Annotated in this window: 13 protein-coding genes; 8 read left to right on the top strand and 5 right to left on the bottom strand. The window is 67.3% G+C overall.

What is annotated here, in order from left to right; genetic code table 11:
- Positions 1 to 338: 338 nt before the first annotated feature.
- Complete coding sequence (locus tag KBI52_RS26605) at positions 339 to 1,688, bottom strand: aspartate aminotransferase family protein (RefSeq protein ID WP_210272236.1); 1,350 nt, start codon at positions 1,686 to 1,688, stop codon at positions 339 to 341.
- A 103-nt stretch (positions 1,689 to 1,791) separates the two neighbouring features.
- Positions 1,792 to 2,013, bottom strand: coding sequence for a heavy-metal-associated domain-containing protein (locus KBI52_RS26600; protein ID WP_173948807.1), 222 nt, complete (start codon positions 2,011 to 2,013; stop codon positions 1,792 to 1,794).
- 178 nt (positions 2,014 to 2,191) lie between these two features.
- Between KBI52_RS26600 and KBI52_RS26595 the strand changes: the two genes are divergently transcribed.
- The 3 genes from KBI52_RS26595 to KBI52_RS26585 all read left to right on the top strand — a co-directional run bounded on the left by KBI52_RS26595 (position 2,192) and on the right by KBI52_RS26585 (position 5,686).
- Positions 2,192 to 3,445, top strand: coding sequence for an EAL domain-containing protein (locus tag KBI52_RS26595; protein WP_173948808.1), 1,254 nt, complete (start codon positions 2,192 to 2,194; stop codon positions 3,443 to 3,445).
- A gap of 179 nt (positions 3,446 to 3,624) precedes the next feature.
- Entirely contained in the window at positions 3,625 to 4,500 is an 876-nt protein-coding gene (locus KBI52_RS26590; RefSeq protein WP_210812276.1) for a TIGR01459 family HAD-type hydrolase, read from the top strand.
- 241 nt (positions 4,501 to 4,741) lie between these two features.
- The gene (locus KBI52_RS26585; RefSeq protein ID WP_210812275.1) at positions 4,742 to 5,686 is read left to right on the top strand and encodes a bifunctional riboflavin kinase/FAD synthetase; all 945 of its coding nucleotides are present in this window, start codon (positions 4,742 to 4,744) and stop codon (positions 5,684 to 5,686) included.
- A gap of 20 nt (positions 5,687 to 5,706) precedes the next feature.
- Here the strand turns inward: KBI52_RS26585 and KBI52_RS26580 are convergent, their stop codons facing one another.
- From KBI52_RS26580 to KBI52_RS26570, 3 genes are read right to left on the bottom strand one after another with little or no spacing between them, the layout of a single operon-like run.
- A complete protein-coding gene (locus KBI52_RS26580; protein ID WP_210812274.1) occupies positions 5,707 to 6,876 on the bottom strand; it encodes a DUF3095 domain-containing protein in 1,170 nt (389 codons plus the stop codon).
- An 8-nt stretch (positions 6,877 to 6,884) separates the two neighbouring features.
- Complete coding sequence (msrB, locus tag KBI52_RS26575; protein ID WP_173948812.1) at positions 6,885 to 7,388, bottom strand: peptide-methionine (R)-S-oxide reductase MsrB; 504 nt, start codon at positions 7,386 to 7,388, stop codon at positions 6,885 to 6,887.
- A gap of 31 nt (positions 7,389 to 7,419) precedes the next feature.
- Entirely contained in the window at positions 7,420 to 8,187 is a 768-nt protein-coding gene (locus KBI52_RS26570; RefSeq protein ID WP_315974842.1) for a catalase family protein, read from the bottom strand.
- Positions 8,188 to 8,843: 656 nt separating this feature from the next.
- Here KBI52_RS26570 and ileS point away from each other — a divergent pair.
- From ileS to KBI52_RS26545, 5 genes are all read left to right on the top strand, one after another.
- Positions 8,844 to 11,792, top strand: coding sequence for an isoleucine--tRNA ligase (ileS, locus tag KBI52_RS26565; RefSeq protein WP_210812273.1), 2,949 nt, complete (start codon positions 8,844 to 8,846; stop codon positions 11,790 to 11,792).
- Between the two features lie 167 nt (positions 11,793 to 11,959).
- Positions 11,960 to 12,424: a signal peptidase II gene (lspA, locus tag KBI52_RS26560; protein ID WP_247654672.1), complete on the top strand. Its 465-nt coding sequence runs from the start codon at positions 11,960 to 11,962 to the stop codon at positions 12,422 to 12,424.
- Positions 12,425 to 12,511: 87 nt separating this feature from the next.
- Complete coding sequence (locus KBI52_RS26555) at positions 12,512 to 13,150, top strand: hypothetical protein (RefSeq protein WP_210812272.1); 639 nt, start codon at positions 12,512 to 12,514, stop codon at positions 13,148 to 13,150.
- 212 nt (positions 13,151 to 13,362) lie between these two features.
- On the top strand, positions 13,363 to 14,694 hold the full coding sequence (locus tag KBI52_RS26550; RefSeq protein WP_173948815.1) for a pitrilysin family protein: 1,332 nt from the start codon (positions 13,363 to 13,365) through the stop codon (positions 14,692 to 14,694).
- A 32-nt stretch (positions 14,695 to 14,726) separates the two neighbouring features.
- Complete coding sequence (locus KBI52_RS26545) at positions 14,727 to 16,004, top strand: pitrilysin family protein (protein ID WP_210812271.1); 1,278 nt, start codon at positions 14,727 to 14,729, stop codon at positions 16,002 to 16,004.
- The last annotated feature ends 60 nt before the right edge of the window (positions 16,005 to 16,064 follow it).

The raw sequence follows: 16,064 nt of genomic DNA, 5'->3' as shown, positions 1-16,064 counted from the left end.
CACACCTGTCCACCACTCCCACGTCATCACCGGCCTTGGGCCGGTGATCCCGATCAGAAAGGCACAGCGCTCTTCCAATCGGGATGGCCGGGACAAGCCCGGCCATGACGGGGAGGGTGTCAGGACAGGCGGAGGATGGCCGGGACAAGCCCGGCCATGACCTGGAGCGTGCTAGGACGGGCTGAGGGTGACGGGCGAGGTGCAGGCCTGATGGTACTCGACCGACCCCCGATCCCACACCCATAGTCCTCATCCTGAGGAGGGCCGATGAGGGCCCGGCGGCAGAGAAGAAAAACCGCTCAAGGCCAGCACGGGGCCGGCCATGAGGAAGGCTGAAATCAGGCGACCGCCTTGATCACTTTGGTCAGCTTGTCGACGATCTCGCCGATCTGCTCCTCGGTGATGATGAGGGGCGGGGACAGGGCGATGGTGTCGCCGGTGATGCGCATCATCAGGCCGTATTCCTGGAAGCCGCGGTCCATGGCCTCGAAGGCGCGCTTGCCGACGGCATCGGGCCGGGACGCGAGGTCGATGGCCCCCACGAGCCCGATCGTGCGGATGTCGAGCACGTTCGGCAGCTCCTTCAGCGAATGGATCGCATCGGCCCAGACCGGCTCCAGGGCCTTGGCGCGCTCGAACAGCTTCTCGTCGCGGTAGATGTCCTGGGTGGCGAGGGCCGCCGCGCAGGCGAGCGGGTGGCCCGAATAGGTGTAGCCGTGGAACAGCTCGATCATATGGTCGGGGCCGTTCATGAAGGTCTTGTAGAGACCCTCGCGCACCAGCACGCCGCCCATGGGCACCGTGCCCGAATTCACCCCCTTGGCGAAGGTGATCATGTCCGGAATGACGCCGTAGCGCTCGGCCGCGAAGGCCGTGCCGAGGCGGCCGAAGCCCGAGATCACCTCGTCGAAGATGAGCAGGATGCCGTGCTTGTCGCAGATTTCGCGCAGGCGCTTGAGATAGCCCTTCGGCGGCGGCAGCACGCCCGTGGAGCCGGCCATCGGCTCGACGATTACGGCCGCGATGGTCGAGGCGTCGTGGAGCGCCACGATGCGCTCCAGCTCGTCGGCCAGATGCGCGCCCCATTCCGGCTCACCGCGGGAGAAGGCCTGCTCGGCCCGGTTGTAGGTGTGGGGCAGATGGTCGACGCCCGCCAGCAGGGTGCCGAAGAACTGGCGGTTCTTGACGATGCCGCCGACCGAGATGCCGCCGAAGCCGACGCCATGGTAGCCGCGCTCGCGGCCGATGAGGCGCGTCTTGCTGCCCTGGCCCTTCGCGTTCCAGTAGGCCAGCGCCACCTTGAGCGCCGTGTCCACCGCCTCGGAGCCCGAGTTGCAGAAGAAGACGTGGTTGAGATCGCCCGGCGCGAGCTGGGCGAGGCGCGAGGCCAGGGTGAAGCCGCCCGCATGGCCGAACTGGAAGGCGGGCGAATAGTCGAGTTCCTGCGCCTGGGCCTGGATGGCCGCCGTGATCTCGTCGCGGTTGTGGCCGGCATTGCAGCACCAGAGGCCGGCGGCGCCGTCGATCACCTCCCGGCCGTCGGGGGTGTAGTAGTACATGCCCTTGGCGCGGGCGATCATCCGGGGGCGCTGCTTGAAGGAGCGGTTGGCCGTGAACGGAAGCCACCAGGCATCCAGGTCGTTGGGTGCGATGAGGTCGTTGGCGGCTCTGGATGTCTGTGCGGTCATCATGGTCCCCGAGAATGTCTGGCTGATCGGGAACCTAGCAGCCGTTTCCGGGCGCGGCAAAAAGAACTTTGGGCGGAGCCATGAGCCCGGCGCAGCTCTCGGCTCAGCCGGTCATGGCGCGGGCTTCATAGCCGGCGGCGTCGAGGGCTCGCGCCACCTCGACGCTCTGCGCCGTGGTGGTGACATGCACGCGCCCATGCTCGAGGTCCACGTCGACCCTGGCGCCGGGATCGAGGCGCTGGATGGCCCGGGTGACCGAATTGACGCATCCCTGGCAGGTCATTCCATCCACCTGCATCAGCAGGTCCTTGCGCGGTTCTTCCATCGGATCGGTCCTTTCGTCGGCTCTGACGGGATGGCCGACATCATGGGCGGGCAACGCCGGACTGCGTAAAAATGTCCATTGCGGGAAAGCGAAACTTGCCCCGCGAATCGCGGTGATTCATTGTCTGTTAACACACTGATTCGCGCATATTCGCCGAGCCAGGGGAGCGGGGGCACCCATGGTGACGAACAAGAAAAACACTTCAGTCCTGCGGGACAGGAAGGCGGCGCTGCTCGCCTTCGCGCCGGCCATCCTGACGGCAGCCGCCTCGGCCACCATGCCGATGGAGGCGGGGCTCGTCCTGCCGGTTTTCGGCTTTCTGGTCATGACCGTCTTCTTCGGTCTCGTGGTCCTGTGGTGGCAGGCGGAAACGGAGCGGCAGACGCTGGCCATGCGGTTCGCGGCCGCTCCGCCGGACGGACAGGTTCCGCCGGCGCCTCTGGTCCTGCGTTCGCCCATGCTGGCGGGCGGCCCGGCGGCCGTTCTGCGCGAACTGGCCCGGTCGGCCGACGCGGTGGTCGACCCGCCTCCGCCGGCCCGCGCGCAGGTGGTCCGCTTCCCCGAACCGTCCCTGCTGCCGTCGATGCGCAGCCCCTCGACCGAAGAGGTCAGCCGGATGAGGCTGGTGGCCCAGGCCTTCGAGGCCGACCGGATCGAGCTGCACCTGCAGCCGGTCGTGTCTCTGCCGCAGCTCAAGATCCGCTTCTACGAGGCGCTGGCGCGGCTGCGCCTGGCCGATGGGACGCTCCTCGGACCGGCGGACTTCCTGCCCATCCTCGAAGCCTCCGGCCGCGCGTCGGATTTCGACCGCCGGGTCCTGATGCGCTCCATGGCGGTCGCGCGCCATCTCGTCGCCCGCGGCAGCGAGGCCATCGTGAGCGTGAACCTGACGGCCCATGCCGTCGCCGAGCCGGGCTTCCTGTGGTCGCTGGCGGGGCTCGTCGACGCCAGCCCGGATCTGCTCGGCAAGATCGTCCTGGAAATGCCTCAGCACAGCTGGCGCCATCTCGATGCGGATCACAGGGCTGCGCTGTCCGCTCTGCGCGAGCGGGGCGTGCCGTTCTCCCTCGACCGCGCCGCCGACCTGAGGTTCGATCCCGTGACCCTGGGCGACCTCGGCATCCGCTTCATGAAGTTGCCGGCGGACCTCATGATCAAGGCGGCCGAGCAGACGGACGGCCGCTATGCCGGGCCGGAGCTCGACGTGCGCGACTTCGCCCCGTCCCTGCGCCGCCAGGGCATCCGGCTGATCGCCGAGCGGGTGGACCAGGACGACATGGTCCCGGTCCTCTGCGATCTCGGCGTGCCGCTGGGACAGGGCTTCGCCTTCGCGGCTCCGCGCCCGGTCAAGCCGGAGATCGCCGGCGAGCAGGCGGCTCCGCAGCCCTTCGGCCTGGAGCCCGCGCCGACCCTTCTGCGGCGCACCGGTTGACTTGAGCGGCGCAAGGGCCTACCCGCCCGGTTTCAGAGCACAAGCATCGCACCTGAAAGCGCATCCCACTTTCAGGTGCGATGCTGATCATCAAAGTGCACATCGTTCGGCGCGGACGCAGAGGGCCGCGTCAGCGAAATCCGGGTCCACTTTTCCGCACGATGTGCCAGGGAGACCTCATGACCGCTCCGTCCCGTCCCGTTCACGTCGAGGGCCTGCAGCCTCTCGCCGAAAACTACGATCTCGTCCTGTGCGACGTCTGGGGCGTGCTGCACAACGGGATCAAGGCCTACGAGGCGGCCAGCGATGCGCTCACCCGGTTTCGCGCCAAGGGCGGACGGGTCGTCCTCGTGTCCAACGCGCCCCGGCCGGGGGCTTCGGTCGGAACGCAGCTCGACGGCTTCGGCGTGCCCCGCACGGCCTATGATGCCATCGTCACCTCGGGCGACCTGACGCGGCTCGCCATCCAGGAGCGCATCGACAGGATCGTTCACCATATCGGGCCGCCCCGCGACATGCCGATCTACGGCGGGCTCGATGTCCGCTTCGGCTCCATCGACGAGGCCGACTACGTGGTCTGCTCGGGCTTCGACAACGACGAGGAGGAGACGGTCGAGGATTACCGGCCGCAGCTCGAGGCCATGCTCGGCCGACGCCTGCTCATGGTCTGCGCCAATCCCGATCTCGTGGTCGAGCGCGGCAACATGATCCTGCCCTGCGCCGGAACGATCGCTCTCGCGTACGAGGAGATGGGCGGCGACGTCTTCTATGCGGGCAAGCCGCATGGTCCCGTTTACGACCGGGCTCTCGCCGTCGGGGCGGAACTCGCCGGCCGTTCCATCCCGAAGGAGAGGGTGCTCGCCGTCGGCGACGCCATCCGCACGGACATCGCGGGCGCGGCGGGTTACGGCATCGACTCGCTGATGGTTGCCCGCGGGATTCACGCCGAGGAGCTGGGCCTTCACGCAGGCGGCCTGATCTCCGACCACGTGCAGGACTGGGTCGACCGTCAGCCCGTCCGGCCGACGGCCTTCACGGAAGTCCTGTCCTGGTAGCGCGCGACGGGACATGAACCTGTCGTCACCGGGCTTGTCCCGGTGATCCCGATTGGCTGGAACGCGGCGCCTTTCCGATCGGGATGGCCGGAACAGGCCCGGCCATGACGAGGGAGGCCATCGTCGTCCGCGAACCACGCCCGATCGAATCCAAAGCGCCTCCCTTGACCCGCAGGCTGGTTTTCGACAGGGTCGCGCCCGCACCGATATCCGCCCGATGAGTTCCGAGGTCTCTCTCCCGATGCCCACCCCGTTCGCGATCTGCCGCGATGGCGAGCCCGTGCCCGAGAGCCTCGCGGGAGCCGTGGGGGCCATCGGCAATTTCGATGGCGTGCACCGGGGCCACCAGCATCTCCTGAGAATGGCCCAGGGTTCCGGGCGACCGTCCGCCGTCGTCACCTTCGAGCCGCATCCGCGCACCTTCTTCCAGCCCGACAGGCCGCTGTTCCGCCTGACCCCCGAGCCGGTGAAGCTCGAGATCTTCGAGCGACTGGGCCTCGACGGGGTCTTCCAAAGGCGCTTCAGCGGCAGCCTCGCGGCCCTGACGGCGCCGGGTTTCGTCGATCTGCTGGCCCGCGAGCTGCAGCTTTCGGGCGTGGTGATCGGCCACGATTTCCATTTCGGCCGCGGGCGCGAGGGCAATCCGGCCCGCATGGCGGAGCTCTGCCGGGAGCGCGGGCTCGACTGCCTGGTCGCCCCCGCAATCGTCGAGGGGACCGAGCCGGTCTCCTCCAGCGCCATCCGGGCCGCCCTGGAGGCGGGCGACATCGCCACGGCCAACCGGCTTCTCGGCTATCGCTGGTTCGTGCAGGCGCACGTGCGCCACGGCGACAAGCGCGGCCGGGAGCTCGGCTACCCCACGGCCAATATGCGGCTTTCCGACGATTGCCGCCTCCGCCACGGGATCTACGCGGTCAAGGCCAGCGTGGTGGGCCGGCCGGTTGACGGCGTCGCCAGCTTCGGCCGCAGGCCCACATTCGACAATGGCGCCCCGTTGCTCGAGGTGCATCTGTTCGACTTTTCGGGCGATCTCTACGGCCAGATACTCGACGTGGAATTCGTCGGCTGGATCCGCGGCGAGGAGCGTTTCGACGGCATCGACGCGCTGATCACCCAGATGGACCGGGATTCGGTCGAGGCGAAGCGGATGCTGGCCGAGGACACCACGGTCTCGATGATTGGCTGAACGTCCGACGCGATCCCGCTTCACACCGCCGGCTTGAGAGCCTGGGCGGCCATGGCGTAGCCCCCCATGGCGCCGTCGACGAAATGGATGTGGTCGCTGCGGGTCGCCGAGGGCACGAAGCAGGTCATGAGGGCGGCCTCCTGCCGGTGCAGGCCGTAATGGGCGATCCCCGCCCGCCGCGCCTCCGTCAGCAGGGCTTCGATCCGGTCGGCGAGCGCCGGGGTGCAGTCGAGGGTCATGCGCAGGCCGTCGTCGAACTTGCGGAAATCCGTGTTCTCGACGAGCTGGCGCCGGTAGCGGGCCGGATCGAACCGGCCGACCTTGAGCCCGAACCGGAGGACCACGAACGAGATCAGGCGGCGCACCGCCAGTTTCCCCAATGTAAGGAGGCCCGCCCCGTCCCTCGAGACGGTTTTCGCCTCGATGCCGAAGCCCCTGAAGGGCGTGGTCAGGGCCGGCCCGTTCTCAGGAAGGGGCCGGCCGGCCTCCTGGCCCTCGGCCAGGGACAGGACCTGCCCGACGAGGGCGTTGAAGGCGTCCGGGCCCGCCGTGGTCTCGGGCAACAGGATCAGGGACAGGATGACGCCGCGCTGGGGCGTGATCTCGTCGAAGCGGCAGGTCAGCCCGGTGAGATCGGGTAGGGTGCCGGGCGGTGCCGGAGGAACCGCAAAGGCGCCGTCCTTCATCCGCCGCTCGGCATAGGCGAGGCCGCCGCCGGAGAACATCGCGTAGGAAACGTCCGGGGAGGCCGCGAAGCGGGCGATCCGCACGTCGTGGCCCTTGGCCCGGATCTCCGCGACCGGGACCATGGCGATGCGCAGCTCGAAGCCGAAGACGTCCCGCACCCAGGCGGCCGCGGCGGCGAGCGCCTCGCGGGCGGGACCGGATTGCGAGGCCGGCAGGGCGAAGCTTGCTCCGTCGCCGCCGAACACGAAGGGGAATTCGCTCGTGCCGAGCGTGTTGGACACGGCCGCGATGACGGAGGCCGCCGCCGTGTTGACCTCCTTGTAGCGCCCGGCCGCGATGGCGGCGGTCGAGCGCACGATGTCGCTGAGGCCCAGCACCCAGTCGTCCGGCACGGGCATGTAGAGCCCGGGATCGGTCAGCTGGGAAAAATGGTCGAAGACCGGCAGGCGGGCGTAGAAATCCGCCTCCGCCTGCCGGCCCGGATCCTGAAGAGAAACGCCCATGGTGGGCGTCAGCCCGCCGTTTCGCCCTCCGGGGCTCCTCGGCCCAGCTCGTCCGGAAGCGGGTCGCCGTCGGCGACGAAGCGCATCGACACCGAGTTCATGCAGTAGCGCTCGCCGGTCGGCGGCGGGCCGTCGTTGAACACGTGGCCGAGATGACCCTCGCAGCGGGCGCAGCGGATCTCGGTGCGGACCATGCCGTAGCTGGTGTCGCGCACGAAGGCGATGTGCTCGCGGTCGATCGGGTCGAAGAAGCTCGGCCAGCCGGTGCCCGACTCGAACTTGGTGCCCGCATTGAACAGCGGCAGCCCGCAGAGGCGGCAGCAATAGGTGCCTTTTTCCTTGGCCTCGTTGAAGATGCCGCAGAACGGTCGCTCGGTGCCGTGCTCCAGCAGGACCCGGCGCTCCTCGTCGTCGAGGTTCGCCGCCAGGGCGTGCAGCTGCTCGCGGCTGGGCGGGGTGAGGTCGAAGCCGGCCTTCGAGCGCCGCTTCTCGTCCACGGGGGAGTGAGCCATCGTTCTTCCTCTCAATCAGCTTGGAGAAACCTTACACCGGAATCGCGTCCAGCGTCTTCGGCTCCTCGTTCGAATGCCCGTTGCGGGCCGCCCTGAACGCGGCGGAGGCCGCGTAGGCCGTTCGGCGCAGGCGCATGACGACGCCGAGGGGCTGGTGCGCGGCAAGGCCGTGCCACGGACTGAAGGACAGGCCTTCGTCGATGGCGGCCGCTTTGCCGTCGCTCCAGGCCTCCTGTGGCTCAACCGTGATGCGACCGACCGGAATATAGGGACTCCTGTCCTCCGGCCACAAGACGGAGGCATCCTCGACCGGCATGGTGTCGAGATCGGCGCAGAGCTGGACCCGGATTTCCCATTCCCCGCCATGCCGGTGGAAAAAATCCACGACGGCTTCGCGCAGGCCGTCGGACCTACGGTTCAGGTCGAGCGGAGCGCCCTTGAGCTCTTTCAGCTCCGCGCTTATCGGCGCGACCGAGACCTTGGCGGTGTAGGCGCCGTAGCGGATCGGCGCCTGCGAATAGAAGGTCTCGCCCAGGATATGGGTCTCCGGGTGCCCGCCGAGGGCCTGGAGCTTGGCGCTCTCGCCGCCGAAGGCCTCGATCAGGCTTTCCAGGCCGCGCGAGATGGCCGAGACTGCCTTCTTGGTCCGGTCGAGCCGGTCGGTAGTCTTCTCGAGGAGCTTGAGGTTTTGGGCGAACATGGACGGGCTCGACTGGAAGGCCGGGCCGTTCACCAGCACGAAATCCTGGGTCGTGGCGCCCTCCGAGCCCGGCAGGCGCTCGCCTTCGACGCCCGACACCTTGATCGAGAGGCCGCGCGGGGTGGAGATGCTGTCGTCAAGGATGTCGCCTGGCGTGGTGGAGAGCCGGAGAACGGCCGGGTAGGTGCCGGGCTTGGCGAAGAGGCCCTGGGCCAGGACCCCGGGCAGACCGGGCAGACCCGAAGTTCCCCTTTCAGGGCGCCGTGGCCTTCGGCGTGCACGCTGCGCATTGCGCGGCCGTAATCCGCAAAAGTCTTTTCCCGGATCTTCCGCATCGAATCCAGAATGCTCGCCCCGATCTCGGCCTCCTTCGGATGCGGCGTCTCGACGGACGGTTCGTAGCGGACCGGGGAGGAGGGGGGCATCGGGGACATGCTGGGGCTCCGTCTTCGAGCATAGGAGGGGCCATTCGGCCCGAACGAGGGCAAGGCGGAACTGTGGCAATGGTTCCGCGCCGGCTCCCGGCCGTTCGGCAAACCCATGTGTCTGCGCTTTATTATCCGGCCCGGCGCTGCTAAAAGGCTCGTCATGTCCACGGCTTCTCAGGCTCCGCTGGCCGCCCGCATAGGCGCTGCGCGAATTATCGGCCCGGCTTTCGCATGACCCGCGAAGGTCCGGGATCCTAGCCGTTCGCCTCCGACAGAAGCCCGATGCGCCCGCCTGATTCACGGGCCACACAAGACCGATTGACCACGATGACCGACAAGCCCGAAAGCGCCGCCCGCGATTATTCCGAAACCCTGTTCCTGCCCCAGACCGAGTTCCCCATGCGGGCCGGCCTGCCGCAGCGGGAGCCGCTCCTCCTCCAGCGCTGGAACGAGAACAGGCTCTACCAGCGCCTGCGCGAGGTCCAGAAGGGCCGTCCGCGCTTCGTGCTGCACGACGGCCCGCCCTATGCCAACGGCAACATCCATATCGGGCATGCGCTGAACAAGATCCTCAAGGACATGGTGGTCCGCTCCCAGGGCATGCTGGGCTTCGATTCCAACTACGTGCCCGGCTGGGACTGCCACGGCCTGCCGATCGAATGGAAGATCGAGGAGGAATACCGCGCCAAGGGCAAGAACAAGGACGACGTGGACATCGTCGAGTTCCGCCGCGAGTGCCGGGCCTTCGCCGAGAAGTGGATCGACGTGCAGCGTGAGGAGTTCAAGCGCCTCGGCGTCGAGGGCGACTGGACGAACCCCTACCAGACCATGTCCTATGACGCGGAAGCGCAGATCGCCCGCGAGATCATGAAGTTCGCGGTGAGCGACCAGCTCTACCGCGGCTCGAAGCCCGTCATGTGGTCATCCGTGGAGAAGACGGCGCTCGCCGAGGCCGAGGTCGAGTACCACGAGAAGACTTCCACGACGATCTGGGTGAAGTTCAGGATCACCAACACGCTGGACGGCGATCTCGACGGCGCGTCCGTGGTCATCTGGACCACGACTCCCTGGACGATCCCGGCCAACCGCGCCATCGCGTATGGCGACACCATCGCCTACGGGCTCTACGAGGTCACGGAGGCGGCGGACGACAACTGGGCCAAGGTGGGCGACCGTCTCGTGATCGCCGACAAGCTCGCGGCCGATGTCTTCGCCACCGCACGCGTCGCCGAATACCGACGCGTGAAGGACGTGCTGCCGGTGATGATCGAGCGCTGCGCGCATCCGTTCCGCGGGCTCAAGGGCGCGCACGGCTATTGGGATTTCGGCGTTCCGGTCCTGCCGGCCGACTACGTGACCGACGACGCGGGCACGGGCTTCGTGCATACGGCTCCCGGCCACGGCGCGGACGACTACAATACGTATGTGAAGCACCGCGACGTCTTCGCCGCCTGCGGCACCAAGGAGGTGCCGCACACGGTCTCGCCGGATTCGTCGTATTTCCCCGACGTGCCGTTCTTCGCCGGCGAGCGCATCTACGATGACAAGGGCAAGGATGCGGGCGCCAACGAGGCTGTGATCCGCAAGCTGGTCGAGGTCGGGGCGCTCATCGCGCGCGGGCGCCTCAAGCACCAGTATCCCCATTCCTGGCGCTCGAAGGGGCCGCTGATCTTCCGCAACACGCCGCAATGGTTCATCTCGATGGACAAGCCGCTCGACGGCAAGGGCGACACCCTGCGCCAGCGCGCGCTGCACGGCATCAAGACCGTCGAGTGGGTGCCCGAAACCGGCGAGAACCGCATCACCGGGATGATCGAGAACAGGCCCGACTGGGTGGTCTCGCGCCAGCGCGCCTGGGGCGTGCCGATCGCGGTCTTCGTCCGCAAGGGCACCAACGAGATCCTCAAGGACGAGCGCGTCAACGACGCCATCGCGCAGGCCTTCGAGCAGGACGGCGCGGATGCCTGGTATGCGGATGACGGCTCGCGCTTCCTGAAGGCGGGCGGCTACGACCTGAATGACTTCGACAAGATCAACGACATCCTCGACGTCTGGTTCGACTCCGGCTGCACCCACGCCTTCGCGCTCGAGAAGCGCGAGGACCTGAAGGTTCAGCGCAAGGTCGACGGCGGGCCCGATCAGGTCATGTATCTCGAAGGCTCGGACCAGCACCGCGGCTGGTTCCACTCCTCGCTGCTCGAGAGCTGCGGCACCCGCGGCCGCGCGCCCTACGACATCGTCGTCACCCATGGCTTCACGCTCGACGAGCAGGGCCGCAAGATGTCGAAGTCGCTCGGCAACACGGTCGCGCCGCAGAGCATCATTAAGGAATACGGCGCCGACATCCTGCGCCTCTGGACGGCCTCGGTCGATTATTGGGACGATCAGCGCATCGGCCCGGAGATCATCAAGACGACGGCCGAGACCTACCGCAAGCTGCGCAACACGATCCGCTGGATGCTGGGCTCGCTGGCGCATTTCCGCGAGGCCGACAAGGTCGCGTTCAACGAGATGCCCGATCTCGAGCGCTTCGTGCTTCACCGCCTGGTCGAACTCGGCGACGAGGTGCGCGAGGCCTACGGCAACTACGACTACAAGCGCGTGGTCGCGCTGCTGACCTCGTTCATGACGACGGATCTGTCGGCCTTCTACTTCGACATCCGCAAGGACTCGCTCTACTGCGATCCGATCTCCGGCAAGGTGCGCAAGAGCGCCCTCACGGTGATCGACCAGACCTTCCGCTGCGTGGCGACCTGGATCGCCCCGATCCTCGCGTTCACGGCGGAGGAATCCTGGCTCGCGCGCTATCCGCAGGCGGAGTCGGTGCATCTCGAAACCTTCCCGCAGGTGCCGGCCGAGTGGCGTGACGAGGCGCTCGCGGAGCGCTGGGCGAAGGTCCGCCGCGTGCGCCGCGTCGTCACCGGCGCGCTGGAGATCGAGCGCGCCCAGAAGCGCATCGGCGCGAGCCTGGAGGCGGCGCCCATCGTGCACATCGCCGACGAGAGCCTGTTCCGGGCCGTCGAGGGCCTCGACCTCGCCGAGATCTGCATCACGTCCGGCATCCAGGTGGTGCAGGGCGAAGGCCCGGCCGAGGCCTTCCGCCTCGAGGACGTCAGGGGCGTGGCGGTCGTGCCGGGGCTGGCCCAGGGCCGCAAATGCGCCCGCTCCTGGAAGGTCACGCCCGATGTCGGGACCGATCCCGATTATCCGGATGTGACGCCCCGCGACGCGGCGGCCCTGCGCGAGTGGGACCAGCTGAAGGCGGCGGCGGAATGAGCAAGCCCGACGACACCGGCGTGCCGCTGACGGATGCGGGAATGACGCCTCAGGCCGCTTCGCCGCGTCCGCGCGTAGCGAACCGGTCAGGAGGCTCGAAAGGCGGGAGCTCGAAGGGAAGGGGCAGGGGCCGCTCGGTCCAGAAGGGCCTGTCGGCCGCGGCGGTCCTGGGCTTCACTGCGGCCTTGCTCACCCTCGTGCTCGATCAGGCCACCAAGCTCTACACCCTTTTCGTCTACGATCTGCCGGTGCGGGAGCCGGTCGAACTCGCTCCTTTCGTCAATCTGATCGTCGTGTGGAACCGGGGCATTTCCTACGGCCTGTTCCAGCAAAGCTCGGAGGTCGGCCGCTGGGGGCTGATCGTCATCTCGATCCTGGCCGCCATCGGCCTGTCCTTCTGGATCCGGCGCACGACGGCCAAGCTTCTGGCCGTATCCCTCGGCCTGATCGTCGGCGGCGCCATCGGGAACGTCATCGACAGGCTGGCCTACGGGGCCGTGTTCGATTTCATCCAGATCCATGTCGGAACCTGGTCCTGGTACGTGTTCAACGTGGCCGATGCCGCCATCGTTGCGGGGGTGGTTGGTTTGCTTTATGACTCCTTCGTCCTGGAGGGGCGACGAGCGAAATAACGATATGTTGTGGCGCCGTTTGCCATATGTTCGCCAGAATGAGCGATCAGGCCTTCCGGCCACAATGAGAAACGAATGGTGGGTGCCATGAAGGGAATGAAAATCATAGGCCGCGTGGGGGCCTTGGCGCTTCTGATCGCCGCCACCGGCGCTTCGGCCCAGGAAGGCGAGGCCGTGAAGAGCATCCTCGGCGCCATCGGCATCATTCCCAAGGAAAAGGCACCCATCGCCTACAACGAGCGCGCGCCGCTCGTGCTTCCGCCCAAGATGGATCTGCCGGCTCCGGTCGCGAGCAGCGGTGCCGAGGCGCGCAACGCCAACTGGCCGAAGGATCCGGACGTGGCGGCCCGCCGCAAGGCCGCGGCCGAAGCCCGCATGCCTTATACCAATTCCGAACTCTACAAGAACACGGAAGGCAAGCGCCTCTCCATCGAGGAGATGCGTGCCGGACGCAATCCGAACGCCGCGGCCGCCGGCCCGCAATACCCGGTCGGTCGGCAGGCCGATATCGCCCGCATGAGCCCCGACGAGCTGCGCGCCTTCTCCAAGGAGGACAAGCCGCAGCTTGAAGGCAACGGCCTCGACCGCCGCTATCTCAGCGATCCTCCGGGCGATCTGCTCAGGGCCCAGGGCGGCCGCCGCATCAAGGCCACGGCCGATCCGATCGTGTCCGGCGATCCCGACAGCCCGTCGGCCTATCTCCGCCAGCAGCAGAGCAGGCAGTAAGCATTGTCTCCTCCCTCTTCCTTCAGGCGAACGGATCGACCGTTCGCCTGAAACCGTTATGGGGCCATCAAAAGCCAAGCCTGATCGGACATTTCCGGACAAATCGCGCCGCACAGGAAAGATCAGCGGCTTCGCTTGCATAGCCCCTTAATTTGACTATCCCGTAGGAACTGCCCTGCGAAACGCATTGATGTCGCCAAGGTTGAAACGTCATGGACACTGCCTCAAAGCCCCTTCTTCGCGCTGACGCCGCCTCATTCGGGCGGACGGAAGGCAGTGGCCCGAACCTGTCATCCTTCACGCTCGACAATGGTCTCGACGTCGTGGTCATCCCGGACCGCCGGGTCCCTGTCGCGACGCACATGATCTGGTACCGCAACGGTTCGGCCGATGATCCGCTCGGACAATCGGGCATCGCGCATTTCCTCGAGCACCTGATGTTCAAGGGCACGGAGAAGCACCCGGCCGGCGAGTTCTCGAAGGTTGTCTCGGGCCTCGGCGGTCAGGAGAATGCGTTCACGTCCTTCGACTACACGGCCTATTTCCAGCGCGTCGCCCGCGAGAACCTCAAGACCATGATGGAGTTCGAGGCCGACCGTATGACGAACCTCCTCCTGGAGGAATCCGTCATCGCGCCTGAGCGCGACGTGGTGCTGGAAGAACGCCGCATGCGCGTCGAGACCGATCCGTCGGCGCAGCTCTCCGAAGCGATGGCGGCTTCCCTGTTCGTGCATCACCCCTACGGCATTCCGATCATCGGCTGGATGCACGAGATCGAGACGCTCAATCGCGACCACGCGCTCGACTACTATCGCCGCTTCTACACGCCCGAGAACGGCATTCTGGTCGTGGCGGGCGACGTGAGCGAGGACGAGGTGCGCCGGCTGGCCGACGCCACCTACGGCCGCATCGCCCCGCAGGGCAAGCGTCCGGTGCGGATGCGTCCGCGCGAGCCCGAGCCCGTGGCGGCGCGCCACATCACCGTGGCCGATCCGAAGGTCGAGCAGCCGACCATGCAGCGGCTCTACCTCGTGCCGTCCTGCCGCACGGCCTCGCAGCGCGACTGCTACGCGCTTGAGCTTCTCGCCGAGGTGATCGGCGGCGGGCCGACCTCCTATCTCTACCGCAAGCTCGTGATGGAGCGCGGCATCGCCGTGAACGCGGGCGCCTGGTACATGTCCTCCGCCATGGAGGATACGCGCTTCTGCGTCTATGCGGTGCCGGCCGAAGGCGTGTCGCTGCAGGCGCTGGAAGAAGCCGTCGATCAGGTGCTCAAGACCATTCCGGCCGAGGCGCTCGACGCGGATTCCGTCGAACGCGCGAAGACGCGCCTCGTGGCCGAGACGATCTATTCCACCGACAGCCAATCGTCGCTCGCGCGCATCTACGGCTCGGCGCTCGCCATCGGCGAGACCATCGAGGAGGTGCGCCGCTGGCCGGTCGAGATCGAGACCGTCCTGAAGGACGATCTCGCCTCCGCGGCCGAGCGCTATCTCATCCCCCGCCGTTCCGTGACGGGCTATCTGCAGAAATCGGCCTCTTAAAAAAGCCCGCCTGCACAAGAACCGAGGTACCCATGACAGCTTCTGTCGAAACCATGTCCTCGTCTCCGACCACGGTAAAGGCGCTGACCTCCGCCCGTGGCGTCGAGGCATGGCACGTCGAGTCCGACGTGGTTCCGCTGATCGCCGTTTCCTTCATTTTCGAGGGAGGCTCGGCGCACGATCCCGCGGACAAGCCCGGCGTGGCGCAGATGCTCGCACGCCTGCTCGACGAAGGGGCAGGCGAGTACGATTCCGATGCCTTCCAGGAGCGCCTGGCCGCCCATGCGATCGAGCTGTCGTTCAATGCGGGCAATGATGCCCTCGGCGGCTCCCTGAAGACGCTGGTCAAGCATGCGGACGAAGCCTTCGAGCTGCTGCGCCTTGCGCTCGCCGAGCCGCGCTTCGATCAGGATTCCATCGAGCGCGTGCGCGCCCAGACCATCGCGGGGCTGAAGTACCAGCAGAACGATCCGGGCGTCATGGCGACGCGCCGCTTCTTCGAGGACGGCTTCGCCGGCCATCCCTACGGGCGTCCGACCTCGGGAACGCCCGAGAGCATCGCGGCGATCACCCGCGACGACCTGATCGCCATGCACAAGGCGATCATCGCCCGCGGGCGCGTCAAGATCGCCGTGGTCGGAGCCATCGGAGGCGACGATCTCTCCAGCCTGCTCGACAAGGTGTTCGGCGCCCTGCCGGACGCCAAGCCCCTCGGTCTCATCGAGCCCGCCTCGCTGCAGAAGCTGGGTTCGCGCATCGTGGTCGATCTCGACGTGCCCCAATCCGTCATCCGCTTCGGCATGAACGGCATCGCCTGGCGCGATCCGGGATTCATCCCGGCCTACGTGCTCAACCACATCCTGGGCGGCGGCGCGTTCACCTCGCGCCTGTTCCAGGAGGTCCGCGAGAAGCGCGGCCTCGCCTACAGCGTCGGCACCTCCCTCGTGAGCTACCGTTCAGCCAGCATGACATGGGGCTACACCGCCACCAAAAACGAGCGCGTCGTCGAGGCCCTCGACGTCATCACCGACGAGATGGCGAAGCTGACGAGCGAAGGCCCTTCCGACGAGGAGCTGCAGAAGGCCAAGGATTATCTCACCGGTTCCTACGCCCTCGGCTTCGACACCTCGACGAAGATCGCCCATACCCTGGCGCAGATCGCCTTCGAGGGCCTCGGCATCGACTACATCGCCCGCCGCAACGGCCTTGTCGCGGCCGTGACGCAGGCGGACATCCGCAAGGCCGCCGCGCAGATCTTCGGCGACGGCAAAATGCTCACCGTGATCGCCGGCCGGCCCACCGGCGTTTGATCGCCACGCCGTCACCGGGCTTGTCCCGGTGATCTCGATCCGAGGGGCGCGGCGCTCCAG

The organism is Microvirga sp. HBU67558 (assembly GCF_018069605.1).
Classification (GTDB): domain Bacteria; phylum Pseudomonadota; class Alphaproteobacteria; order Rhizobiales; family Beijerinckiaceae; genus Microvirga; species Microvirga terrae.
Note: the sequence above shows the minus strand (reverse complement) of the source record. Positions and strands in the feature narration are given on the sequence as shown.